The 23,121-nt window shown below is 48.7% G+C and carries 23 protein-coding genes; 12 read left to right on the top strand and 11 right to left on the bottom strand.

Annotated features, from left to right (window positions below; all coding sequences use genetic code 11):
• Positions 1-42 precede the first annotated feature (42 nt).
• Positions 43-882, top strand: coding sequence for a methyl-accepting chemotaxis protein (locus AC3WQ3_RS01880; RefSeq protein WP_492471293.1), 840 nt, complete (start codon positions 43-45; stop codon positions 880-882).
• A 101-nt stretch (positions 883-983) separates the two neighbouring features.
• On the opposite strand, the gene AC3WQ3_RS01875 is transcribed toward AC3WQ3_RS01880, so the two are convergent.
• Together AC3WQ3_RS01875 and AC3WQ3_RS01870 are read right to left on the bottom strand one after the other, a co-directional pair.
• Positions 984-3,803: a glycoside hydrolase family 3 C-terminal domain-containing protein gene (locus AC3WQ3_RS01875; RefSeq protein WP_492471292.1), complete on the bottom strand. Its 2,820-nt coding sequence runs from the start codon at positions 3,801-3,803 to the stop codon at positions 984-986.
• A gap of 265 nt (positions 3,804-4,068) precedes the next feature.
• Positions 4,069-4,200 carry a hypothetical protein gene (locus AC3WQ3_RS01870; protein ID WP_336782265.1) on the bottom strand — a complete coding sequence of 44 codons (132 nt, stop codon included), beginning with the start codon at positions 4,198-4,200 and terminating at the stop codon, positions 4,069-4,071.
• Between AC3WQ3_RS01870 and AC3WQ3_RS01865 the strand changes: the two genes are divergently transcribed.
• The 5 genes from AC3WQ3_RS01865 to AC3WQ3_RS01845 all read left to right on the top strand — a co-directional run bounded on the left by AC3WQ3_RS01865 (position 4,190) and on the right by AC3WQ3_RS01845 (position 8,603).
• On the top strand, positions 4,190-5,734 hold the full coding sequence (locus AC3WQ3_RS01865) for an FAD-dependent oxidoreductase (protein ID WP_492471291.1): 1,545 nt from the start codon (positions 4,190-4,192) through the stop codon (positions 5,732-5,734). The two genes, AC3WQ3_RS01870 and AC3WQ3_RS01865, sit on opposite strands and share 11 nt — an antisense overlap.
• A 259-nt stretch (positions 5,735-5,993) precedes the next feature.
• Positions 5,994-6,323, top strand: a complete 330-nt coding sequence (locus AC3WQ3_RS01860) for a PadR family transcriptional regulator (protein ID WP_095360074.1) — start codon at positions 5,994-5,996, stop codon at positions 6,321-6,323.
• Positions 6,316-6,909, top strand: coding sequence for an HAAS signaling domain-containing protein (locus AC3WQ3_RS01855; RefSeq protein ID WP_492471290.1), 594 nt, complete (start codon positions 6,316-6,318; stop codon positions 6,907-6,909). Before AC3WQ3_RS01860 ends, AC3WQ3_RS01855 begins: the two co-directional genes overlap by 8 nt.
• Positions 6,906-7,805, top strand: a complete 900-nt coding sequence (locus tag AC3WQ3_RS01850) for a DUF4097 family beta strand repeat-containing protein (protein WP_492471289.1) — start codon at positions 6,906-6,908, stop codon at positions 7,803-7,805. The genes AC3WQ3_RS01855 and AC3WQ3_RS01850 overlap by 4 nt, the downstream gene beginning before the upstream one ends.
• Positions 7,806-7,883: 78 nt before the next feature.
• Positions 7,884-8,603 (top strand): 3-ketoacyl-ACP reductase, encoded by a 720-nt coding sequence (locus AC3WQ3_RS01845; RefSeq protein WP_336782270.1) that lies wholly within the window; start codon positions 7,884-7,886, stop codon positions 8,601-8,603.
• Positions 8,604-8,686: 83 nt separating this feature from the next.
• Here the strand turns inward: AC3WQ3_RS01845 and AC3WQ3_RS01840 are convergent, their stop codons facing one another.
• Both AC3WQ3_RS01840 and AC3WQ3_RS01835 read right to left on the bottom strand, forming a co-directional pair.
• The gene (locus AC3WQ3_RS01840; RefSeq protein WP_336782271.1) at positions 8,687-9,235 is read right to left on the bottom strand and encodes a helix-turn-helix domain-containing protein; all 549 of its coding nucleotides are present in this window, start codon (positions 9,233-9,235) and stop codon (positions 8,687-8,689) included.
• A 9-nt stretch (positions 9,236-9,244) separates the two neighbouring features.
• A complete protein-coding gene (locus tag AC3WQ3_RS01835) occupies positions 9,245-9,637 on the bottom strand; it encodes a glyoxalase superfamily protein (RefSeq protein WP_336782272.1) in 393 nt (130 codons plus the stop codon).
• 210 nt (positions 9,638-9,847) lie between these two features.
• Here AC3WQ3_RS01835 and AC3WQ3_RS01830 point away from each other — a divergent pair, with 210 nt between their 5' ends.
• The 3 genes from AC3WQ3_RS01830 to AC3WQ3_RS01820 all read left to right on the top strand — a co-directional run bounded on the left by AC3WQ3_RS01830 (position 9,848) and on the right by AC3WQ3_RS01820 (position 12,566).
• Positions 9,848-10,522 (top strand): alpha/beta hydrolase, encoded by a 675-nt coding sequence (locus AC3WQ3_RS01830; protein ID WP_492471288.1) that lies wholly within the window; start codon positions 9,848-9,850, stop codon positions 10,520-10,522.
• A complete protein-coding gene (locus AC3WQ3_RS01825; protein WP_336782275.1) occupies positions 10,522-11,292 on the top strand; it encodes a DODA-type extradiol aromatic ring-opening family dioxygenase in 771 nt (256 codons plus the stop codon). The genes AC3WQ3_RS01830 and AC3WQ3_RS01825 overlap by 1 nt, the downstream gene beginning before the upstream one ends.
• A 302-nt stretch (positions 11,293-11,594) precedes the next feature.
• Entirely contained in the window at positions 11,595-12,566 is a 972-nt protein-coding gene (locus AC3WQ3_RS01820) for a cation diffusion facilitator family transporter (protein ID WP_127537633.1), read from the top strand.
• Positions 12,567-12,721: 155 nt separating this feature from the next.
• Here the strand turns inward: AC3WQ3_RS01820 and AC3WQ3_RS01815 are convergent, their stop codons facing one another.
• Positions 12,722-13,309, bottom strand: coding sequence for an NAD(P)H-dependent oxidoreductase (locus AC3WQ3_RS01815; protein ID WP_492471287.1), 588 nt, complete (start codon positions 13,307-13,309; stop codon positions 12,722-12,724).
• 128 nt (positions 13,310-13,437) lie between these two features.
• Here AC3WQ3_RS01815 and AC3WQ3_RS01810 point away from each other — a divergent pair, with 128 nt between their 5' ends.
• Positions 13,438-14,457, top strand: coding sequence for an AraC family transcriptional regulator (locus AC3WQ3_RS01810; RefSeq protein ID WP_492471286.1), 1,020 nt, complete (start codon positions 13,438-13,440; stop codon positions 14,455-14,457).
• Positions 14,458-14,670: 213 nt separating this feature from the next.
• Positions 14,671-15,171, top strand: a complete 501-nt coding sequence (locus AC3WQ3_RS01805) for a hypothetical protein (RefSeq protein ID WP_492471285.1) — start codon at positions 14,671-14,673, stop codon at positions 15,169-15,171.
• 366 nt (positions 15,172-15,537) lie between these two features.
• On the opposite strand, the gene AC3WQ3_RS01800 is transcribed toward AC3WQ3_RS01805, so the two are convergent.
• Genes AC3WQ3_RS01800 through AC3WQ3_RS01785 form a run of 4 tightly spaced genes read right to left on the bottom strand, consistent with a single transcriptional unit; the run spans position 15,538 to position 19,321 of the window.
• Positions 15,538-16,611, bottom strand: coding sequence for an ABC transporter substrate-binding protein (locus AC3WQ3_RS01800; RefSeq protein WP_492471284.1), 1,074 nt, complete (start codon positions 16,609-16,611; stop codon positions 15,538-15,540).
• Positions 16,608-17,414, bottom strand: coding sequence for an ABC transporter permease (locus tag AC3WQ3_RS01795; RefSeq protein ID WP_095360086.1), 807 nt, complete (start codon positions 17,412-17,414; stop codon positions 16,608-16,610). Before AC3WQ3_RS01795 ends, AC3WQ3_RS01800 begins: the two co-directional genes overlap by 4 nt.
• On the bottom strand, positions 17,389-18,222 hold the full coding sequence (locus AC3WQ3_RS01790) for an ABC transporter permease (protein WP_095360087.1): 834 nt from the start codon (positions 18,220-18,222) through the stop codon (positions 17,389-17,391). Before AC3WQ3_RS01790 ends, AC3WQ3_RS01795 begins: the two co-directional genes overlap by 26 nt.
• On the bottom strand, positions 18,212-19,321 hold the full coding sequence (locus tag AC3WQ3_RS01785) for an ABC transporter ATP-binding protein (RefSeq protein WP_127537357.1): 1,110 nt from the start codon (positions 19,319-19,321) through the stop codon (positions 18,212-18,214). Before AC3WQ3_RS01785 ends, AC3WQ3_RS01790 begins: the two co-directional genes overlap by 11 nt.
• 256 nt (positions 19,322-19,577) lie before the next feature.
• On the opposite strand from AC3WQ3_RS01785, the gene AC3WQ3_RS01780 reads away from it, so the two are divergent.
• On the top strand, positions 19,578-20,918 hold the full coding sequence (locus AC3WQ3_RS01780; protein ID WP_492471283.1) for an MFS transporter: 1,341 nt from the start codon (positions 19,578-19,580) through the stop codon (positions 20,916-20,918).
• A 103-nt stretch (positions 20,919-21,021) separates the two neighbouring features.
• Here the strand turns inward: AC3WQ3_RS01780 and AC3WQ3_RS01775 are convergent, their stop codons facing one another.
• Positions 21,022-22,230, bottom strand: coding sequence for a nitric oxide synthase oxygenase (locus AC3WQ3_RS01775; protein WP_492471405.1), 1,209 nt, complete (start codon positions 22,228-22,230; stop codon positions 21,022-21,024).
• 127 nt (positions 22,231-22,357) lie between these two features.
• Positions 22,358-22,837, bottom strand: coding sequence for a Dps family protein (locus AC3WQ3_RS01770; protein ID WP_375335091.1), 480 nt, complete (start codon positions 22,835-22,837; stop codon positions 22,358-22,360).
• Positions 22,838-23,121 lie beyond the last annotated feature (284 nt).

Raw genomic sequence — 23,121 nt, 5'->3', positions numbered from 1 at the left:
TACTTTTCTATATTAAACATTTTAGGAGGCATTTACCCAATTATGGATATTATTCAAGCACTCATTACATGCATGCCATTTTTCCGCGATACCATACGCCAGGATGTAACCCTTTCCATCATTGATCGAGAGAAGTTCCTGTACTTTTCTGCAGGAGAGTCCTTAAAGCAATTGGAATTCAAAGCGGGAGATCCTTTGCTTGAACCCAATCGTAATTTTGCCGATCTGAAAGGCACTACGGAGAAACAATTCGATCATTACCCCAAAGAATTATTCGGTGTTCCATTTGATGTATCGTATCTGCCGATCAAAAACGATCAGGGTGAGGTCATTGCCATATTCAATCTGCTCTACAGCATGGACGACCAGGCTCAGTTACAGCAGCTCATGGAAGCGACAGAGCATCTGACCAATCAGCTTATTGATAGCGTGCAGCATGTGGCTGCACATTCCGAGGAGCTGAGCGCCACGACCGAGGAAATTCGGAATAACTCCAAACAAGCTGTACAGAAATCAGGAAACGTAACTCAGGTTGCAAGCTTCATTCGGGAAATTTCCGAACAAACCAACCTGCTCGGGTTAAACGCAGCCATTGAGGCTGCCCGTGTAGGCGATGCAGGAGCAGGATTCGGCGTCGTTGCAAAGGAAATCCGCAAACTGTCTGTAGATACCAAGCAAGCCACCACTCAAATTGAAGAATCCCTCCTCTCTGTCCGGCAATCCATTCAAATGATGGAAAATGAGCTTGGAGAGATTACCGCCAGCTCGCAGGAACAGGCGGAACTCGTCAACAATTTCATGAGTACCATTGAACAGCTGAATGAAACCAGCCAGCAACTGAAACAATTCGTGAACAAACTGATTACGTTTGACGGCAAATAATATACATATCAATACTCAAGTCGAAAAGCCCCCGAATCTGATCCGGAGGCTTTCTTCTATTCAATTATTCAATATGCGGTAAGCTCATTCTATCCGTTTAGTTAGCGAATCTCAAAATGACTTATGCGTACACCTGCAGACAATACAAGATAGATGTCTCGCTCGCCTGCTGCACCTTGAAGATCGGCTTTCACCGTAGACCATTGCTGTGCACCACTTTGGGCAATATCGACACGTCCTGCCAGTGTTCCATCTGCTGCGTCCAGACGAACTTCAAGTGCTGCACCAGACTGTTCTGACGATACACGTGCTTCAATGACTACGGCATGATCACCCAGATCGGCGTCTTTGAAAGCAATCCATCCTTGTTCACCCGTTACGCGGACAGAAGTTCCACCTTCTTTGCTCTCATCTAGATCCACACCAAAGTAAGCATCATAATTCTCAGCACGGGTCACCACGCTCAAATTACGGGCAGGGATCGTTTCACCATCGACCGTCAGATCAGCAACAAGCTGAATATCGGATGACGATTTGCCGACCATGATCGAATACGTTCCTGCTTCAACCACATAACGATCACGGGTGACATCCCAGATGGCCAGTTCCTGTACTGGCAAGTTGAAACTCACTTTTACGGTTGCGCCAGCTTCAACATGGAGACGACGGAATCCTTTTAACGTTTTGAGTGGACGTTTCACCCGGGATTTGCCGGCGCGTACATACAACTGTACCACTTCATCACTGGCAATGGTTCCGGTGTTGGTTACGTCGACGGTTACTTTGACCGTTCCTTCTGTTCCCGCTTGGTCAGGATTCAACTCCAGGTTGCTGTATTTGAACGCAGCGTACGTTAATCCATGTCCGAATGGATACAGTACGTTGCCTTCAAAATACTGATACGTACGTCCGGATTGGATGATGTCATAGTCCTTGATATCCGTTAATTGATCTGCGGATTGCACCCACGTCATGTTCAGACGACCTGCTGGTGCGTAATCTCCGTAGAGCACGTTGGCGATAGCCGTACCCAGTTCCTGGCCTGCATGGGAAGTGTACAATACAGCCGGGATGTTCTCTTGAACCCAATTGGATGTGAACGGGTAACTGCCCACAATAACCACAATGGTGTTCGGATTGGCCGCATAGACAGCCTCAACCAGACGTTGTTGGGATTCAGCCAGGTCCAGGCTTGGACGGTCAATCTCTTCCTTCCCGTTCACAAGCGGATTGTTCCCGACAAATACAATGGCCGTTTCTGCTTCTTTCGCTACTGCTACAGCTTCATCCAACCCGTTCACAACGATGTCCTTCTTAAACGTCTCGGTCGCACCAAAAGACTTCAGCTCTTCCGACACGGCAAATGCGTCGTTTCCGCCATTTGGCGCGGTAACCGTTTTGCCATTCCATGTTGTCAGACCAACACTACCATCTTCCTGCGGAAGCAAGTGGAATACTTCCTTCACGAACCAGCCGTACACTTCATCTGCTGAAGCCGTTACCGTTTCTTCATCCGTGGTCACATATTTGCCATTGCTTTCTGCCTGCAGAGTCAGACTGCCGAAGCCCCAATCCGTCAGCGTGAACGTCTCTGCTTCTCCCGATGCAATGAGTGGTGACTTCTCACCTTCAGCCAGTCCGATTGCTTTTCCATTCGCTACCGAAGTCAATGTAATCCGGTCGTTTCCATCCTTGAATGCAACCTTATCGCTGCCTACCTTGCCGCTGATCGCCTCAAGCGGAGATACGCTGTAAGGCATGGTACCAGCGTACCAGTCACGGTAAACGGTGCCGCCCAGCTGACCAATGACAGCCACTTTGCCTGATTTTGTTTTATCCAGCGGCAGGGTGCCTTTATCGTTTTTGAGCAATACAACCTGTTCTCTTGCTGCTCTTAGCGACAGGGCCTTCGCCTTCTCTGTCATCATTGCTTCTTCGCCAATGGACGCATACGGATTGCCTTCAGCCGGATCGAACTCCCCCAGACGGAAACGTACACGGAAGGTATTGAACAATGCCTGGTCGATATCTTCCATTGTTAGCGTTCCTTGTTCAAGGCCTTCGCGCAGTGCTTGCTTGGACAGATCCGCATCATCGGTAATGCTGTCGATTCCCGCTTTTACGGACTCCACCGTGCCCGGTGTATGAGAATCATAGTACTTATGATCGTTCTTGATCCCCATCACATCACCTGCATCGCTGACGATGAAACCATCCATACCCCACTCGCCTTTGACAATTTCGTTCACAAAAGGATGAAGCAGCGCCGGCGTACCGTTAATGGAGTTATACGCGGTCATCATCGACTGCGCACCGCCTTCTTTGAACGGCTTCTCGAATGCCTTCAGATAATATTCACGCATGTTGCGTGGATCAATGCTCGATGAGCCGCTTCCGCGATCCACTTCATTATTGTTGGCAAGGAAGTGCTTGAGCGTTGCAACAGCCTTGTAATATTTCGGATGATCTCCCTGAATGCCCTTAACCAGTGCTGTGGTAAGTTCGGCAGTCAGTTCGGGATCTTCGCCATAAGCCTCTTCATTGCGGCCCCAACGCGGGTCACGTTCCATATCAACTGTAGGTGCCCACAGGGTGAGACCATTCACAGCCGGATTGCGTTTGTAGAACACGCGCGCCTCGTCCCCAATGACAGAACCGATTTCCTTCATAAGTTCCGCATCCCATGTGCAAGCAAGTCCAACAGGCTGCGGGAAGGATGTAGCTTCGCCAAGCCATGCCAGGCCATGAGCGGCTTCCGTTCCGTGTTTATAAGCAGCAATACCTAGGCGTTCTACCGCTGGCTGGTATTGCAGCATGGATTCGATCTTTTCATCTTCTGTCAGACGGGATACCAAGTCTTTAACCCTTGCGTCCAGTTCGAGCGTTGTATCCTGAAATGGATATTTGGTTTGATTAGTCATGGGTTGAAATCTCCTTTGCACTTCAGATCGTTTATTGGCTAATGATAGCGAATACATAAAATGTAATGAACACTGTGCACTCCGATAAATCTTCGACTCGTTTTATATAGATAAAAACATTGTTAAATCAGCGTTTATACATCTGCACACGTTACCTTTTCACATTTACTAAAACGGTTTCGATAATCTTATCATAATGCATGTCTGACAAAAAAAATAGGGGGCCTCTTCAGGAAAATGTGAACAATGATTAGTAAAGTCTCTGCTACCTCGTTTTATTCTGACGCAGTGTGGCAATCATGGATAGGAGTACATCCCCTTCGCGCTTACGTGGGATACGAACCATTTCAGTTTTGACCTGAAGAAAGATCAAGGAGGACAATTGAATGAGCAACAATCAACAGCCCCCTACGGGCCTGCCCCCCATACCGGAATCCATCTGGAGGGCCACTCATGAATTTGATGCCTACCCGAAGCTTACTGAAGATATCAGTGCAGATGTAGCCATTATTGGTGCAGGGATTGCAGGCATCACAACAGCCTATCTGCTTGCCCAAACCGGGATGCGTGTTGTGGTGCTGGAAGCCGGGAAAGTATTGGATGGTACAACCGGACATACAACAGCCAAGGTTTCTGCGCAGCATGGGGTCATTTTCGATGAACTGCTTCACCACTTCGGACAAGAACAGGCACGCATGTATTATGAAGGCAATGCTGAAGCTGCCAACTGGATGCGCAATCTCGTAAAAGAGAAACAGATCGATTGCCAGTGGGCAGAAGAAGATGCCTATGTGTACATTCAATCCGAAGATAATCTGAAAAAGCTGGAGATTGAGCTCACCGCTTACGGCAAGCTGAACATTCCAGGTCAGTGGGTCGATCCGCTTCCGATTCAAGTTCCATCGAGAGCAGGGATTAAGATGCCTGGTCAAGCTCGCTTTGACCCTCTCGCCTATTTACACCATTTGCTTGATTCTGCCGTCAAACAGGGAGTGCAGATCTATGAGCATACAACGGTCACCGACGTGGAGGAAGATGCTTCACTTCATGTGCGGACTTATGGTAACGGTCCATCCGTGACTGCAGAACATGTTGTTGTAGCCTCCCACTTTCCGGTGTATGACCCCGGTTTTTATTTCACAAGGTTGCACGCCGAGCGTTCTTATGCGGTTGCAGTAGAACCTCAAAAGCCCTATGTCGGCGGCATGTACCTCTCGGATGATGAGCCAGCCCGTTCCCTACGTAAGGTGCTCCATGAAGGAAAGGAACTCATCCTTTTCGGCGGGGAGAACCATAAGACCGGACAAGGAATCTGCACCTATGGTCATTATGAACGCCTCGAGCGCTTCGCAGAAGAAACGTACGGCATCCGCAGCATTCCATTCCGCTGGTCTGCCCAGGATCTGATATCCATTGATAAAGTGCCTTATATAGGACCGATTACCGGAAGGCATGAACGAGTTTATGTCGCTACCGGGTTCGCCAAATGGGGCATGACCACTGGAACGATGGCCGGACACATCCTGGCAGATCGTATCACCGGTCGTGACAACCCCCATGCCGCTGTCTTCGATCCAGCCAGATTCAAGACAGATCCTGGTGTAAAAAACTTTATTATCGAAAACGCGAATGTAGCGAAAGAGTTGATCTCCGGAAAAGTAGGCATCGTTCACAAGGACGTCAGCGAGATCGGCAATGACGAAGGTGCCGTTGTTCGTCATAACGGCAAACGAGCCGGTGCTTACAAGGACACCAGCGGCAAACTATTTTTGGTCGATACAACCTGCACGCATCTGGGTTGCGAAGTGGAATGGAATGAAGGAGAACGCTCGTGGGACTGCCCTTGCCACGGTTCCCGCTTCGACTTTGCAGGAAAAGTGATTGAAGGACCTGCCGTCAAAGATCTTAAAGTGCTTGAAGCTGCAGAATAAACAGAAAAGATTCAGTTTACAGACCCGGGTGGTCCTCCGTCTTCAGACGGAGGCATCAGACCCGGGTTTTGCGTATGCTGTTCTTATGAGAAATCGATAAGGCAGCACTCATCACTTGGCCTTCATTCAAGGCCGATTCGTGATCCGGAACTATTTTAAAATCACTACCTTGCAATATACAGTACTGAGTGCTATTATGATTTCATAACTACTGATCAATACACACTAGTGATTGAAGAAGGATGAAGGAGGAACCTGTGTGAACGTGAATATCCAGTTCAAAAAGGGAGTACTGGAGCTATGCGTCCTGGTGCTGATTAACCGCCAGGATCGGTATGGCTACGAACTGGCTCAGGCGGTTTCCAAACATATTGAAGTTGCCGAGGGTGCACTGTACCCACTACTCCGCAGACTTGTTCAAGACGGGTACTGCACCACCTATTTGCAGGAATCAAGTGAGGGACCGCCCCGTAAATATTACAAGCTGTCGGACACAGGTCGTGACTACATGCAGGCACTGACTACGGAATGGAATGAATTTGTGCGCAACGTCGCAAATCTGATTGAGGAAGGAACCGATAATGAATAGACAACAATTTATACAGGCCATGGAAATCCATCTGCGTCCGATGGAGCCTCAGGAACGGGCGGAGCTGCTCGCAGACTATGATCAGCACTTCGAGCTCGGGCTTCAGGAAGGAAGAACCGAAGAGGAGATTGCCCGCGAATTGGGCCGTCCGGAAGAGATTGCACGGGAAGCACTCGGTGACCGCTATGACGTGAACACACCGGGTAACGAACCCTTCTACGCCCCAACTTACGGTGAAATGCGGCCGCCGAAGAACAGCAACCGGGCAGCTCGCAATTTTTTCACGGCTGTTGGCCTGATTTTTCTGAATTTGATTCTAGGCATTCCTCTGGGATTAACTCTCTGGTCGCTGTGGCTCGTAATCGCCAGTATGTCCCTGCTGGCCTTGGCCCCTGTCGCTGCCGCTGTAGATTTCCTCTTTCTTAGTCAGTTTGATAAAGCTGAGCTGTTCGTGGCGATCGGGGCATTTGGTGTAGGTATCCTATTCGCTATCGCAGCGAAACGGGTATTCAAGGGCTTCAAAGCAGTCACGCTACAATACATTAGATGGAACAAGAAGACGATGAAAGGAGACGTTTCCGTATGAGTACAAAAAAGTGGTTGGCTTTGGCTGTCATCTGTATCGGAATAGGTTTGCTAGGAACGTCCATATATGGAGTTCAGTTCGGAGATGATCGGGAAGCTTACTCCAAGCGGTGGGATTTCAAAAATGATGAGTTGCAAAATGTAATTATGGATGCCAATTTTAGCGCAGATATCGAATTCGTGGTCAGCCCGGATTCCAATGGTTATATTGAGGTAGACGGTAAATGGGACCCGGTTGTCATCCAAAGTTTCGAACAGGCCACGTTATCAGGGGGCACGTTCAAGCTAGTTCAGACAGAACGTCAGCGATTACAGTTTCTTACCCTGTATTGGAATGATCGGGATTCCAAAATCACCGTAGCCCTGCCTGAAGGTCACCAATTAAATGAGGTTAAACTCGATTCATCCTCAAGCGACTGGAAGTTGGCCGGTTTACATGCCAAGCTGCTTGAGCTCAACAATACCTCGGGATCCATTCGTCTGGAAAATATAGCGGCTCCGCGTATTGATCTGGATCTCACTTCTGGGGACATCAAGGCTTCAATTATTGATGGCGACATGACTGTAACTCAAACCTCCGGAAGCTTCACTGCAGATCAGTTAGAAGGTAATGTAAACAGTGAAATAACATCAGGAGATGTAGAAATCACACAGTTAAACGGAGCTGCCAATATCCGCTTCACTTCTGGAAGTGTTCATATCGAACAGACCCATTCTGCCCCGGTGGATGTATCGGGACAATCAGGAGACGTCTTTATTCAAGCAGCACCCGATTTTGAAGGAGTCTACGACGCTCGTACCACTTCCGGAGATGTAAATGTACCGGAATCTCCGATGAACAGTAAGGAAGTCATCAAGGCCCGTACCACTTCAGGCAGCATCAAAATCACCAAATAGTAATGAAGCAAATATCTGAACTGTGGGTAATATAGTATAATCAGACGCCAGTCCAACCTATAAGGAGGAATTACCCACATGGAACTTAAAAATAAAACGGCTGTCATTACCGGCGCCGGTAAAGGCATTGGCCGTGCCATCGCTGAAGCACTCGCCAAGGAAGGCGTACATCTCGGCTTGATTGCACGTACGGCTTCCGATCTGGAGGCCCTTCAGCTAACGTTAAGCGAGGCATATGGCATTAAAGTCACAAGTGCTGTAGCTGACATTTCTGATCGTACACAGGCTGAAGCAGCAGTAGCAGCAATAGAAATGGAACTTGGTGCGATAGATATCCTCATCAATAATGCAGGTATTGCAAGCTTCGGCACCTTGCTCGACATGGAGCCTGAAGAATGGGAGCGCATCCTGCATGTCAACGTTATGGGTACATACTATGTGACTCGTGCCGTCCTGCCGAGCATGATTAAAGAAAGCAGCGGCAGTATTATCAACATTGCTTCTACAGCAGGTGAACGTGGATTTGCTACAGGTTCAGCATACTGTGCATCCAAGTTCGCGCTGCTCGGGTTGACCGAATCCCTGATGCAGGAAGTTCGCAAATCCAACATTCGTGTAACGGCGTTAACCCCAAGTACGGTAAATACAGAGCTTGCAACGAATGCAGGTCTGAAAATCGGAGACGAGGATCGCATGATGCAAGCGGAAGATGTAGCCGAGCTTGCTCTGGCAACGCTTAAGCTGTCAGACCGCGTATTTGTTAAAGCGGCAGGAATCTGGACAACCAATCCGCAGTAAAACAACCAAGAGGAATGCAAACAGACCGCCGGGAAAGTCCCCGGTGGTCTGTTCCATATTGCCATACAAAGCATGCCCCTACCTTACTGGTTCCACAAACGGTCCAGATCCAGCTCTTTGGATACGGCAACGAGCACTACTGCCGTCTCCTCACCAATATTGGTCACCTCATGGGGGACGATGGCATTCCAGCTAAACGAATCTCCAGCCTCCAGAATCTCCACATCCTCACACTGCTCTGCCCGAATCCTTCCCTGGAGGACAAGGTGACTCTCCTCACCCGCATGCTTGCTAACCCCTGTTGAAGCATGAGGTGGAAGCTCCACAATCGACATGCGCATGGCTCCCTTTGCCGTCAGATGCTGCACTTTGATTGACCCGCTTCCGGCAGTCGTTTCCTGACGTTCGTCCTTGCGTACGACGTTCATTCGCTGCTCAGGTGCGAGCAGCAGGTATGGCAAGGGCACCTCCAGATAATCCGCGATACTTTCAAGTGTAGCAATGGAGGGTGATGTTTTATTATTTTCCACGTTGCTGATGAACCCTTTCGATAATCCCGTTCCCTCACACATTTGCATAATCGTAATCTGTTTCTGTTTCCGAATCGTTCGAATGGCCAAGCCAATATCCATCTTGCTTCCCTACCCTTCTCTTGCCAAATCCTCAGTCTGTCCGCTGGGAGACTCATAATAAATGATCCGGTTGCCAAATGGATCGGTCACGGTCATTTCCCGCATTCCCCAAGGCGTATCCGTAATTCCCGGCCTGGACTGTTTATATTTTTTCTGATTAAGCCGGCTGCACATCACATCCAGATCATCCGTTTCAATTCGCAGCGCAGCTCCCGGAGTACAATCGCCGTGATGCTCGGACAGGTGAAGAACAATGGAATCAAGCGATATCTGCATATATAAGGGCATCCCCTCTTCAAATCGATGCTCCCAATCTACGACAAACTCCAGGTAGTCGACGTAAAACTCTTTGGCCTTATCCTCATCAAATATTCTCAAAATAGGCACGATCCCTTGCAGCATCCTGATCACATCCTCGGGCTTAATTTGAACATCACAATCAGCATCGTTATTTCAGTATTTATTAGATATTCTAATACGTAACATATTTTCATAATACAAAAAAAATATTGACCCTTCAATGGATCCATGATAAATTTTGTTCATAAATAGAAATATTTATTTCATATTAGTGAACTATTATAATATAACTTTCTTCAGGCGGTGATTCCAATGAATACATCATTTACTTATGAAGTTCGACTGCCTTCGGACTACAATACAGATCAGCAATATCCCGTTATTTTTGCCCTCCATGGCATGGGTTCGGATGAGCAGGATATGCTTCGTCTAATGGAACCCCTGCAATCCGATTTTATTATCGTAGCTGTTCGGGGACCCCTTGTTCAGGGCAGCGGTTATGCCTATTTTCAAATTAAAAGCATTGGTAATCCTGTTCGTGAGCTGTTTGACGCTTCGGTTCAGGGGTTGCAGCAGCTGATTGGAGATTTGTCCTCTGAATATGCCATTGATCCGGCGCGACGTTATATTGCGGGCTTCAGTCAGGGTGCCATTATGGCGATGACGCTCTCCTTGATCATGGGCGATGCTATCAAAGGAATCGCAGCCTTGAGCGGATACATTCCGCAATTTGTAAAAGACGAATATCCTATAGAGCCTGGAACATCGTTAGCCGTATTTATCTCCCATGGAGACCAGGACCATATGTTTCCCCTGCAACTGGGTGAAGACAATGCGAATTATTTCCGTGAGCATGCTCGAAGTGTAACTTACGTTCCTTATCATGGCGGACATCACGTCACCGCCGAGCTTTACGATCAATTCCAATTATGGCTTCGCAGCGATGCTGAACTGGCTGCCGACAATACGAAAGGACTGAATGCATAATGATGCCCTCCTTCTTTATCGCACATGGTGCACCTTCACTTGCACTGGAGGAGAATGTTTATACCGAATTCCTGCAAAAACTCGGACAGGATCTGCCCAAACCGCGAGCCATCGTCTTGTTCTCCGCCCATTGGGAGTCTGCAACTCAACTTGTATCCTCTACGACTCAATATGATACAATCTATGACTTTGGCGGTTTCCAGCCGGAACTGTATCAGATTAAATATCCGGCTCAAGGTCACGCTGAGACTACTGCAGATGTTCTTCGTCTGCTTGAGGAAGCTGGCATTCCCGCTGAGGCTGATTCCGTGCGCGGGCTGGATCACGGTGCCTGGGTTGTTCTTCGCTTGCTCTACCCGGATGCGGATATCCCGGTCATTGCACTTTCCGTGAATCGCTACTTGACGAATGAGCAGCAGTATCAGATCGGTCAAGCGCTTGCTGCACTTCGCGAACAGGATATCCTTGTGATTGGCAGTGGCGGCACAGTCCACAATTTGCGCCAGCTGAACTGGGAAAGTAACGGCGTGGACTCCTGGGCCATGGAGTTTGACCAATGGCTGGAGGACAAGCTTGTCCAGTGGGATACGGAAGCCCTCTTCGCTTATGACAAGGTGGCACCATCCGCTCGTGCTGCAGTCCCTACACCAGAGCATTTTGTCCCCCTGCTGCTGGCTATGGGAGCTGGCGATCAAAGCAAGAAGGCATCCCTGTTATTCAAAGCATATCAATACGGCAATCTAAGCTTGTCCTGTTGGAAGTTTGATTAAATCTGAGCATTAAATATTCATATGGATTGCAAAGAATACATCAATCGGCACTCTTGAGGAGTGCCTTTTTTGCATGGCTTTCTTAGGAATCAAATATGGATGAATTACTTGTATTCAATATTCTGAATTTTGTCCATATAATAATATGACCTTTTTTGCATAATGCTGGGATATGTAAAGCGGGTTATAATAACATTTAGTGGAAATGCACAAAATGTAACTAAGAAGCTTGTATTTTACACCTATCAAATCTTCTGGGAGGAACAATCAACGTGGCTGATCAAGCAAAGTCAGAGAGCTTTATGTCTCTCGTCAAAAAAGGAAATACGTCCTCGGCCGTAGCTATGGCAGGTAATGCCGTCCTTGCCTTGTGCAAAGGAGGAGCCTTTTTATTCAGCGGCAGCGGGGCCATGTTTGCCTCAGCCATGCACTCGCTCGCTGATGCCATCAATCAGGGATTCGTCTTCGTCGGCAGTGTACTGTCCGAGAAAAAACCAACACGCCGCTTCCCGACCGGATTCGGACGGGTCATCAACATTTTCTGCATGATTGCCGTTATCGTCGTTACGATTATGGCCTACGAAACCATCCATGAAGGAATTCACCTGCTGCAGCATCCTGCTGGTCATTCAGGCGGCCTCTGGATCAACATCGGTGTGCTCGTCTTGAACATTGTGATTGACGGCGCCATCCTGATCAAAGCCATGAAAGAAATTCTTGTGGAAGCACGTGCGCCCAAGGCGTCAGGTTTCGCCCTAGTTCCTGCAGCGATCAAAAACGTCGGACGTGCAGCACCACCAACACGACTGGTGTTCTACGAAGACGTGGTAGCTGTACTCGGGGCAACGCTCGCCCTGATCTCTGTCGTTGTCATTGCGTTGACCAACTTCGCATTGCTGGATGGCATTGTGACTACCCTGATCGGCTGTCTGATGATTGCCGTAGCTTTCCGGGTCGGATATGACAATATGATTGGACTCATTGGGGTAGCTGCACCACAGGATATTGAGGACAAAGTGTCCCAGACCATCCTGGCAGACTCCCATGTGGCCGATATCCAGATGATGCGCATTATCCAGGAAGGTCGTTATTACCATGTTGAGGGATTGATTGAGCTGACCAAAGGACTGTCTCTGGCCGATGCCGACGATATCAAGTTCCGTGTTCAGGAGAAATTGATGACCAATCCGGACATCGCTGATGCAGCCATTTCCATTATCGAAGATGATGGGGTAAAAAGCTGGGGCAAGAAACACTCGGATGTCGTAAAATAACCTGCTTTTCAATGTATAACAAAACCGACCAAGCCCACCCCAGGAGGAGTGGGCTTGCTGCGTGTTCAACGAACAATCTTCAACCATTGCCTTTGGATTCAGGAACTTCAATTGAACTATTAGAATTAGTGCCTATCACCGGGGAAGGTGCCTTATCATCTCTTTCCCTGTTTACTCCCCATTTCCTCGATTTTCCTAAGCCATTTTAGCCGGAATGCTTCGGTAGATCCCTTGATCGGACTAATCTCTGTAACGCGGACCGGGGATACACCGGAAAATTTTAAAATATTTGAACTCATGATCCGGTGCCCGGCTTGCCTGTACATCAAACGGTAATACCAGCGGGGTGTATCCATCGTTACGATGAGCTGCGCGGACTTCCCTTTTAATAATTTGTCCCACAGGGGCGAGCCTTCCCGATACCTCATGGCAAACCCCGGCAGGAATACACGGTCGAAAAATCCTTTCAGAACAGCCGGCATTGCTCCCCACCACAAAGGATATACAAACACTAGATGATCGGCTTGACGGATCAATTCCTGGGCTTTGACCAGATCATCCTCAAGTTCCGTCCGCTTACGATAACCGTATTTGAGGTTTGGATTAAACTCGATATGGCTCAAATCAATAAAGTTTACATCACTGCCGGATTTCCGTGCCCCTTGGATATAAGCATCGGATAGAGCTCTACAATAACTCTCTGGATCAGGATGGCCATTAATCACCAGAATATTGGATTTCATACTTGGGTTCCTCCTGTATAATAAATAAAAGCCGAAGAAGATGGCGTATCCCTATCATAAGGTGACTTTACATCGAAACAAATGATCGAGGGCGCCGAAAATATTGCTCATTCGCGCAATGGAGGTACATGAACAATCACAATATTGGAGTATCCATTTCTTTGCTGTATCCCATCATGAAAAACCTTGTTCATCAAGGATATGAGGTCGAAGAATTTTTCAAATTCGCCGGTTTTGACCCGGCTGTATTGCAGCATACTGAAGCCCGAATACCGGTCGAAGAACTGGAACAAATGTTACAAAAGGCTTCTTCATACTCAAATGATCTGTACTTCGGCTTACATCAAGGCTTACTTCTCGACTTCGCGGACCTGGGTATTCTCGGATACGTGATGATGCATTCCCAAACGATCGGTGACGCCCTCGCTGCATATCAACGGTATAACATCATTCTGTACAGCGGATTTAATCTGGATTGGGAAATAGATGGTCAGGATGTGGTTCTCCGTCTGTTTTTGCAATCGCCGCAGCAGATGTCCCGTCATTGTGTGGAAGACATGTCCGTATCCGTCTTGTATCTTATCCGCAAACTGGCAAATCGCCCGGTGGTGGTAAAAGAGGTTCATTTTAGCCATGAGGCTCCGGATAATACGGGAAATCTCAGCCCATACATTGACATGTTCGGCGTAGCTCCCCAATTCGGTGATGACCATAATCTGCTGCGTCTGCCCAAAGACATTCTCAGTCAGCCTGTTCTCTATTCGGATGCCAAGATGCTGCAGGTGTTTGAAACGATGGCCGAGAAAAGCAAGGATCTGCTGCAGCCTTCTCATACGTTCTCTGGCAAGGTCAGCCGCTGGCTAATCGACAGCCTTCCTGCCTCCTTTCCCACATTACAACACACCGCAGAACATCTCGGCGTGAGCATTCGCACACTTCAAAGCAGGTTGCGTGAAGAAGGTACGACGTACCATGAGATCTCCGTTCAGGTACGGAAGAAGCTTGCCCTGAATTTTTTGCGGGAAGGACAGTATTCTGTCGGTGAAATTGCCTATGCCCTTCATTTTTCCGAGCAAAGTGCATTTCAGAATGCTTTCAAAAAGTGGACCGGACAGACGCCCGGGCAATACCGGGCTGGACGGGCCTGAATCTCCATGGAATTTTTGCTCAGGGAATAACGAGGTAACAGCTAGTTGATGCCAAGATCATGGGGTCCCCACCTAGACTTAAGTCTAGGTTCTTTTTAACGCCAAAGACCGAGGATGGATAATTCCAATTCATGGTATGCTGTGTGTATCGAGAAAAAAGACTTCATGTCTGTTCGGAATGACTCTAATGAAACGATGAAAAGGAGAGATATCATGGCTAAACGTACGATCCTGGCGCCTGTACTCATTTTGCTGGGCGTGTACCTGATCCTGAACCAGGGAGGTTCACTCGGTCCGGGTACGATCTTCGCCAACTTCTGGCCTACCCTGTTCGTAATTCCGCTCGGCCTGTTCTTCCACTGGCTGTACTTCTCCATGATTGGCAGAGGGGTTGGCTTGCTTGTACCGGGCGGTATTTTGCTGACTGCCGGCGTAGTTAGCCAGATCGCCATGCTCTTTGGTAACTGGAGCACGATGTGGCCTGGTTTTATCCTCGCGTTTGCTGTAGGTTTGTTTGAATTGTACTGGTTTGGCGGACGAAACAAATGGCTGCTCATTCCCATCAACATCCTGACGGTGATCTCGCTGCTCTTCTTCACGGTTATGTCCATCGGTTCGATGCTGAGCAGTATGTCCTTTATTCAGCCGTTCGTGGCCATTGTACTGATTATGGGCGGGGCTTGGTTAATCGTGGGCCGCAAAAGAAACATGTAGTGGTATAAATTGATTACACTAGGCCACTCCGATGACAGAACAACTTCCGATCGCTGTTATTCCCGGATTTCCTTGATTCCCCCTTCGACAGGGAGAAATCCGGGAATAGCTTATGCTTCCGAAGTAGCTTTCTTTCAGAAAGCTTTTAGGCGCACGCTTCGCTTCTACAGTTTGTCTGTCCTCTCCGTTCCGTGTAAACCCCGTTATGACAACACCTGAGCTGTTTGCTTGGAGTGCAGGTAGTCAGAAGAAAAATCCCCTGATCCTTTAAACGGATTCAGGGGATTTTTTCTTTAAAAGCATATATACAAGTGTGATACAGCCTAGTATGCAGCTCCTGCTGCATCTGTTATGGCCGATCAGCTGTTATTTGCTGTGCATTTTAAACTCAAGGAACAGGTCGTTATAATGCGAAAGCATTTTTTTACCCAGATTATCGTACACTTCCAGCTTGCTTGTCAGTGAATCATCCGGATAGAACCGCTCATCACTGGAGATATCCTCTGGCAGCAACTTGAGCGCCTCGGCGTTCGGTGTGGAGTATCCGACATATTCGGCATTACGTGCAGCATGATCCGGGTCCAGCATAAAGTTGATAAACTGATGTGCTCCTTCAATATTGCTTGCCGTCTTCGGAATGACCATATTATCGAACCAGAGGTTCGATCCCTCCTCAGGAACCACGTAATCGAGCTTGTCGTTCTCATCCATAATCTCCGAAGCGTCTCCGGACCAGACGAGTCCAACCGCCGCTTCTTCATTGGCCAGCAGCATTTTGATCTCATCACCAACGATGGCTCTGACGTTAGGCGTCAGGGTAGACAGTTTCGCCAGCGCCTCCTGCAGATGGTCTTCATTGGTGTCATTCAGGGAATAATGCAGACTGTTCAGTCCCATCCCCATGACTTCACGGGCACCATCCAGCAGCAGGATTTGATTTTTCAGACGTGGGTCCCACAGGTCATCCCAGCTCTCAAACGTCAATCCGTCAACCAGCTCAGGATTGTAGACTATGCCCACCGTTCCCCAGAAGTACGGAATCGAATACTGATTGCCTTCGTCAAAGGACAAGTTTAGGAAATCCGAATCTATATTGTGCAGGTTGGTTAATTTGCTGTGATCAAGTCGAACGAGCAGGTTCTCTTCTTTCATTTTACTAATCGCATACTCAGAAGGAATCGCTACGTCAAAGGTTGTTCCGCCCTGCTCAATCTTGGTGAGCATCGCTTCATTGGAGTCAAACGTCTGGTAGATGACCTTGATGCCTGTCTCCTCTTCAAACTCCGTCAGCAGATCCGGGTCGATATAATCGCCCCAGTTGTAGATGGTCAGCGTATTGCCGCCCGAGTATCCCTGACTCTTGTTGAGATAGGAAGCCAGGATCATCAGGGCAAAGGCTGCCACAAAGACAATCGCAAATGTCCGTACCAGTTGCTTCATGGACGCAGCCCCCTTCCGGCAGGTGTCCGTGCAGCGCGGCGGTTAATGAAGTAATAACCAATAACCAGCAGCACTGTCAGCAGGAAGAGCAGTGTCGACAGCGCATTAATGGACAGCGATACACCCTGTCTCGCCCGAGAATAGATCTCTACGGATAGCGTCGAGTACCCGTTCCCCGTTACAAAGAATGTTACCGCGAAGTCATCCAGGGAGTACGTCAGTGCCATGAAGAACCCGGCAAAAATCCCCGGTTTAACGTATGGCAGTACTACACGTGTGAGGATCTGCCATGAGCCTGCGCCCAGATCGCGTGCCGCATCCATCAGCGTTGGGCTCATTTCCTGCAGTTTTGGCAGCACCATGATGACAACAATCGGCACGCTGAACGCGATATGGGACAGCAGGACCGATGTGAAGCCCAGCTTGATCCCGATCATGGTAAACAAAATCAGGAAGGATGCACCGATGATGACATCCGGGCTTACGATCAATACGTTATTGAGAGATAGCAGCGTATTCTTGGTCCGTTTACGCCGCACATGATAGATCGCGAGCGCACCTGCCACGCCAAGAATCGTCGAGATGGCCGATGACAGCAGCGCGATAATAAAGGTATTGAGTACAATGATCAGCAGCCGGGTATCGGCAAATACCTCCCTGTACCATTCCAGTGTGAATCCTTCGAAATTACGCATGTGACCGCCGCTGTTGAAGGAATAGAAGATCAGGTACGCAATTGGTGCGTACAGGATCGCAAAGACGACAGCCAGATAAACGTTAGACAGCTTTCCGTTTCTTCCCATTACGCACCTCCTTCTTCCCTGATCCGGTCAGAAACATAATGATCGCCATCGCAATAATCAAAAAGACGGCAATCGTCGACCCCATCCCCCAGTCCTGGGTGACGAGGAAATGCTGTTCAATGGCTGTTCCCAGCGTAATAACCCGGTTACCCGCGATAAGGCGGGTGATCATGAACAGCGACAACGCAGGGATAAATACAGCCTGACATCCCGATTTGACTCCAGTGAGCGTCAAGGGGAAGATGACCCGGCGAAACGTCAGCCAGGATGAAGCCCCGAGATCCCGCGCCGCGTAGATCAGCGAAGGATTCATCTCTTCCAGCGCGTTGAAGATCGGCAGAATCATGAACGGGATGAAGATGTACACGGATACGAAGATAAAGCTGAAATCGGTGAACAAGATCTGCTGTGATCCAATGCCAATCACTTCAAGCAAGGAATTGGTCAAGCCATATGTTCCGAACAGGCCGATGAAGGCATAGGCTTTTAACAACAGATTAATCCAGCTAGGCAAAATAATAAGCAGCAGCCACAGCTGCTTGTGCTTCGTCCGGGTCAGCAAGTAGGCCGTCGGGTACGAAACCAACAGGGCAAACACCGTGATTAGCAGGGCATACCAGAATGAACTCAGTGTCATCTGCATATATACGGGCGTGAAGAAGCGGGCATAGTTGCCAAACGTGAAATTGCCCTCTACATCAAAGAACGAATAATAGACAACCAGCAGTACCGGAGCGACAACGAACAGCACCATCCATAATACATATGGAATCAGATACGCATTGCGTGTACTCGCCTTACTCTGCATGGACGGCCTCTTGGTAGGCTTCAAGTCGTTTGTCGAATTCCTCTTCGGTCTCATTGAAGCGCATGACGTGAATGGCTTCCGGATCAAAATACAGCCCGATACGTTCGCCCACGACAGCTTTCTTCGTGGAATGCACCAGCCATTCGTTCCCTGCATCGTCATAACTGGAAATCTCGTAATGCACCCCGCGGAACAGCTGGGAGTCAACATTGACCTTCAGCTTGCCCTGATCCTCGGTCGTAATCTCCAGATCCTCCGGACGGATCACGATCTCAACAGGCTCGTTCGGCTGCAATCCCTGGTCGACACATTCATACTGTGCACCAGCGAATTCCACCACGAAGTCCTGCTTCATCTTGCCAGATACGATGTTCGATTCACCGATAAAGTCCGCCACAAAACGGTTAATCGGTTCATCATAGATGTCATTCGGCGTACCGCTCTGCTGAATCACGCCGCCGTTTAGAACGAAAATCTCATCCGACATGGCCAGTGCTTCCTCCTGGTCATGCGTAACGAAAATAAACGTAATGCCCAGACGCTGCTGCAGCTCACGCAGCTCATACTGCATTTCGGTCCGGAGCTTTAGATCGAGTGCGGACAACGGCTCGTCCAGCAGCAGGATCTCAGGCTCATTGACAATCGCACGTGCAATGGCGACCCGCTGACGCTGTCCACCGGACATTTCGCCAATCTCGCGGTTTTCATACCCGGACAGGTTGACGAATTTGAGGGCTTCCAACACTTTGCTGCGTATTTCAGCCGTTTTCATCTTTTTGATCCGCAAACCGAAAGCCACGTTCTCAAATACATTCAAATGCGGAAATAAAGCATAATCCTGAAATACGGTATTAACCTGGCGCTGATGGGCAGGGACACGGTTGATCAATGCTCCGTTAAAATAAATGCTGCCCTGAGTCGGCTCCGCAAAGCCGGCGATCAGCCGCAATATCGTTGTTTTGCCGCAGCCCGAAGGGCCAAGCAGCGTATAAAATTTACCCCGCTCAATCTCGAAGCTGACTTCCTTCAATACGGCTTCATCCTGATCGTATTGCTGGGTCACCCGGTCGAACCGGATAATTGGTTGTTGATCTGACATGTTTCATCTCGCCCCCTTAAACTTGAGGTACAACTTCCCTGTACACTTTCTATAAACACATCGTTAATACAAATCCCATCTATTATATATGATTCAGCTATATCCGCAATGGTTTTGATATAAACGCAGTATGTCTTTTCTTCTTATTTTCACAAATCCTGCATACATTACGTTTATATGTCGATATCTACGCATGCCTATAAGGCGATTGGAAGGTTTTTGAGCTTACCTGAGTCCGTAGGAAAGGAGTCTGAACGTGGACATTCGCCGTAATCTGCCTTTGCTGATGATCATCTGTTTTCTTAGTCAGATGGGCGGTTTCATGATCCTCCCCCTGTTTCCTTTATTTATTGAGGAATTCGGCCTGTCCGGCTGGATGATGGGGGTTATTTTTGCACTCTTTTATGTCGGAAAAGTCATTGGAGGGGTTCCGGCTGCGGCACTCTACCGCAAATTGGGAGGTCAACGGGCCTTAATCGTAATGCTGTTCATTCTTGCTGTCTGTATGGGCGGTTTCGCTGTCTCTTCTGCTGCACTTCTGTTTGGTTTGCTGCGGCTGCTGCAGGGTCTCGCTTCCACCGGACTCACCGTCATTGTCCGATCCATCATCGGGGATGGGGGCAATGCGGATAACCGCGGTCTGTACAATGGATATATCAGCAGCAGTGAAGGCGGAGGCATGGTTCTTGGGCCGGTGATTAGCGGCTGGCTTGCCCTGCATTGGCCGTTATCGGTTCCATTTCTGCTCGTTACACTATGCTGCCTGATAGCCATGGGAACTGCTATGGGGATGAAGACCCGGCCAAAATCTGAACAGATGATTAAACATGATGAGCGAGAGCAAATGCAAGACCCGGACTCAGGGGCAGACTCAGACATTCCATTAAATAATGCCCATGAGAATAAACTCCTCCCTGCGGCAGCTACGGATACCGCCATATACGATATTGCTGTGGACGATACGGCCGCTGCTTCTCCAACATCCAGTGCTCTCGATCATGCCCATGCAGGCTCTCGGAAAGGGCTAACCCAGCGGCAGCAGTTAATCGGTTACGGTACGGTACACTTTCTTGAGATGAGTGCCTATGCGGTATTTCTGACATACTTCGCCCTCTATGCGGCCCATATCATGCACTGGGACCCGTTTGCGACGAGCCTGGCTTTTACCGTAGCCGGGATCTCCACACTGGCTGCTGCACCCGTAGCCGGTTATCTATCCGACCGCATGGGTGATCGACTGCTGCTCTGCATGCTCGGCATGCTGATGATTGGCATTGAAGTGGTTGTTTTTCTAAGTACCTCTTCTTATACGTGGGTTTACATTGGCATGCTGATTGGCGGGGTTGGCGGTGCCTGTTACATGGATTCCTTTTTTGCTCATATCGGGGACCACATCCCTGATACAGGCAGAAGCGAGGTCATTGGCAAAATCGTCTCTGCGGCGGAGATCGGCTCCATCATTTCTCCTCTGATTGCTGCGCTGCTTGTAGAGTACGTTTCGCTCTACGCCGTGTTTGTATTCAATCTGGTGCTGATCGCTGCTGCTATTGCCGTTCAGGCGTTGATGCGGAGCAGGTACAGAGCGAAACAGGGGTAACATACAAAACCGCTCACATGAGTGGGCGGTCCTTATGCTTTTATTTTCTTCTTATTAAAGAGGCGATATGTTGAGCTATAGGCAAAAAACAACCCGCTCGCACCTAGTGTGCAAACGGGCATCTCATGGATGAATCTCCAGCCTGTGGCCGATGGTAATTGACATCCGTATGCTGCTGTTCAGCATTCTCTGGTTCAGCTCCAGATGGTTCTCCATCTAGTGTATACGCTGACTCCTGACGGAAAAAGTTTGGCTTCACGATTTCATTGCGATAGGAGCTGTGGAAAATGTGCGTCGTTGCCGGAGAAACAGGCGGAATCAGCCAAACCCAGTCTCCAGTCAGCTCACGCCCTGCCTTTGCCTCCCGCTGCTCAAACAAAGCAAATTGCGACGCCGCCGTATGGTGATCCACCATACTGACACCTGCTTTCTTGAAGGAATGCAGTACGGCTACATTCAATTCAACGAGTGCGCGATCCTTCCATAGCGTCGTTTCGCTGGAGGTGTTCAGTCCGAGTGCTGCCGCCACTGCAGGCAGTTTATTGTAGCGGAAGGTGTCCGCCAGATTACGTGCACCAATCTCAGTCTCCATATACCAGCCGTTAAACGGCGCAGCCGGATAAGAGATGCCTCCAATCTCAAGCCGCATATCCGCAATCATCGGTACACCGTACCAACGCATGCCGAGTTCGGCAATTTCAGATCGCTCGGGGTGTTCAATGTCCACTTCGACAATGTCCTCCTGGGGTACAGCATACCACTCGGGAGCTTGCCCTTGCGCCTGAATAATGAGCGGTAATACATCATAATCTCCCCCTGCCCCTTGCCAGCCAAGTGACATGGCTGCCTTGGTCAGTTCCAGGGATGCAGGATCTCCAATGATACCTTGTTCCGTCTCGTACCCAGCATAACGGATAAGCTGGTGATTCCAGATCCGTACAGGAGCTCCGCTTGGCCCATTCGGCGGAAGAATCGTGATCATCGGAATAATCTTACCGCCATTGGATGCCAGTCGAATGTGATTCATCACGGCCTCCGCAGCAGTTCCGGCTGTATCTGCATGACGCGCATCCACAATCCGCAGCTTGTCCCAGAACAATCGCCCGATACAGCGGTTGCTGTTCCGCCATGCCATTTTGCAGCCGTGCTCCAGTTCTTCGGTCGTATGCACATAAGTGCCCGTATCTTCAATCTCCTGATGGACAGCAATAAGCCGGGCCTCCGCGTCTTCTCGCGAATGGCCCAGCTCTTCATAACATGTATATATAAACCGTTCAGCTTCTCCCTGCAATGGATCCAGGTCTGTCCGCATCATTCATTCCACCAATCTGTACATCTCGAATGCCACTATTATACGGCAAGCATACCGGATTTGTAAGCGAACGGGGACTTTGTTCACGGACTCTACATATCGTTGTCAGGATGCGGGTTATCTTAGCTTATTTGCCCAGAAATGCGTTTAACATCCAGATTTCTTTGTCCAATGCGGCTGTGAATCCAATCAGCATATCTTCCGTAGCGTTATCCTCTGCTTCTCCTGCTGCATGGATGCCTTGCTCAATCACTTCTACCATAGTGCGCAGATCGGCAACCACCGACTCTACCATACGCTCAGCAGACAACTGTCCCTGTGCCTCATCAACCGGAGACAAACGAAGCTGTTCAGACATCGTAGCTACCGGACGTCCACCAATAGCAAGCAAGCGTTCTGCGACTTCATCCATATTCGCTGTAGCCAGGTTATACAGTTCTTCGAATTTGGCGTGCAGTGTGAAGAAATGTGGTCCTTGAACATACCAGTGGAAATGGTGCAGTTTCGTATACAATACAGACCAGCCTGCAATTTGGCGGTTCAGTACCTCTTGCAATGCTGCGGTATGGTTGGCAATTGTGTTCATTGATGTTTGAATTGTGCTCATGGATAGGTTCCCCTCTCATATACAATATAATGTGATTTTAATGCAATGAATTCTGATATTTGTTGCTTTCTTTAATTTAGACTTAATCTAAATCTTGTTTTAATTATAACACCGCCTATCTACTTTGTGAAGGCTTTAGCCTGCTCTTCCAAATGAAGATTCCATGAAGTTCCACTTCATCTTCTAATAGAAGCGAGATCTTGCTGCTTGTCAGAATACATACTGCATTTATACCTCGGATTCACTTGATGTGCAGCGATTATCCTCACATTTTCCACAATCCA

This window comes from Paenibacillus sp. FW104-T2 (assembly GCF_058789975.1).
This window is presented reverse-complemented; position numbering and strand designations above follow the sequence as displayed.

Bases quoted from the DNA above. Each gene is read 5' to 3' on its own strand.
- AC3WQ3_RS01880 (WP_492471293.1), top strand. From the start codon at position 43: ATGGATATTATTCAAGCACTCATTACATGCATGCCATTTTTCCGCGAT.
- AC3WQ3_RS01875 (WP_492471292.1), bottom strand. From the start codon at position 3,803: ATGACTAATCAAACCAAATATCCATTTCAGGATACAACGCTCGAACTG.
- AC3WQ3_RS01865 (WP_492471291.1), top strand. From the start codon at position 4,190: ATGAGCAACAATCAACAGCCCCCTACGGGCCTGCCCCCCATACCGGAA.
- AC3WQ3_RS01855 (WP_492471290.1), top strand. From the start codon at position 6,316: ATGAATAGACAACAATTTATACAGGCCATGGAAATCCATCTGCGTCCG.
- AC3WQ3_RS01850 (WP_492471289.1), top strand. From the start codon at position 6,906: ATGAGTACAAAAAAGTGGTTGGCTTTGGCTGTCATCTGTATCGGAATA.
- AC3WQ3_RS01845 (WP_336782270.1), top strand. From the start codon at position 7,884: ATGGAACTTAAAAATAAAACGGCTGTCATTACCGGCGCCGGTAAAGGC.
- AC3WQ3_RS01840 (WP_336782271.1), bottom strand. From the start codon at position 9,235: ATGGATATTGGCTTGGCCATTCGAACGATTCGGAAACAGAAACAGATT.
- AC3WQ3_RS01835 (WP_336782272.1), bottom strand. From the start codon at position 9,637: ATGCTGCAAGGGATCGTGCCTATTTTGAGAATATTTGATGAGGATAAG.
- AC3WQ3_RS01830 (WP_492471288.1), top strand. From the start codon at position 9,848: ATGAATACATCATTTACTTATGAAGTTCGACTGCCTTCGGACTACAAT.
- AC3WQ3_RS01825 (WP_336782275.1), top strand. From the start codon at position 10,522: ATGATGCCCTCCTTCTTTATCGCACATGGTGCACCTTCACTTGCACTG.
- AC3WQ3_RS01820 (WP_127537633.1), top strand. From the start codon at position 11,595: ATGTCTCTCGTCAAAAAAGGAAATACGTCCTCGGCCGTAGCTATGGCA.
- AC3WQ3_RS01815 (WP_492471287.1), bottom strand. From the start codon at position 13,309: ATGAAATCCAATATTCTGGTGATTAATGGCCATCCTGATCCAGAGAGT.
- AC3WQ3_RS01810 (WP_492471286.1), top strand. From the start codon at position 13,438: ATGAACAATCACAATATTGGAGTATCCATTTCTTTGCTGTATCCCATC.
- AC3WQ3_RS01805 (WP_492471285.1), top strand. From the start codon at position 14,671: ATGGCTAAACGTACGATCCTGGCGCCTGTACTCATTTTGCTGGGCGTG.
- AC3WQ3_RS01800 (WP_492471284.1), bottom strand. From the start codon at position 16,611: ATGAAGCAACTGGTACGGACATTTGCGATTGTCTTTGTGGCAGCCTTT.
- AC3WQ3_RS01795 (WP_095360086.1), bottom strand. From the start codon at position 17,414: ATGGGAAGAAACGGAAAGCTGTCTAACGTTTATCTGGCTGTCGTCTTT.
- AC3WQ3_RS01790 (WP_095360087.1), bottom strand. From the start codon at position 18,222: ATGCAGAGTAAGGCGAGTACACGCAATGCGTATCTGATTCCATATGTA.
- AC3WQ3_RS01785 (WP_127537357.1), bottom strand. From the start codon at position 19,321: ATGTCAGATCAACAACCAATTATCCGGTTCGACCGGGTGACCCAGCAA.
- AC3WQ3_RS01775 (WP_492471405.1), bottom strand. From the start codon at position 22,230: ATGCGGACAGACCTGGATCCATTGCAGGGAGAAGCTGAACGGTTTATA.
- AC3WQ3_RS01770 (WP_375335091.1), bottom strand. From the start codon at position 22,837: ATGAGCACAATTCAAACATCAATGAACACAATTGCCAACCATACCGCA.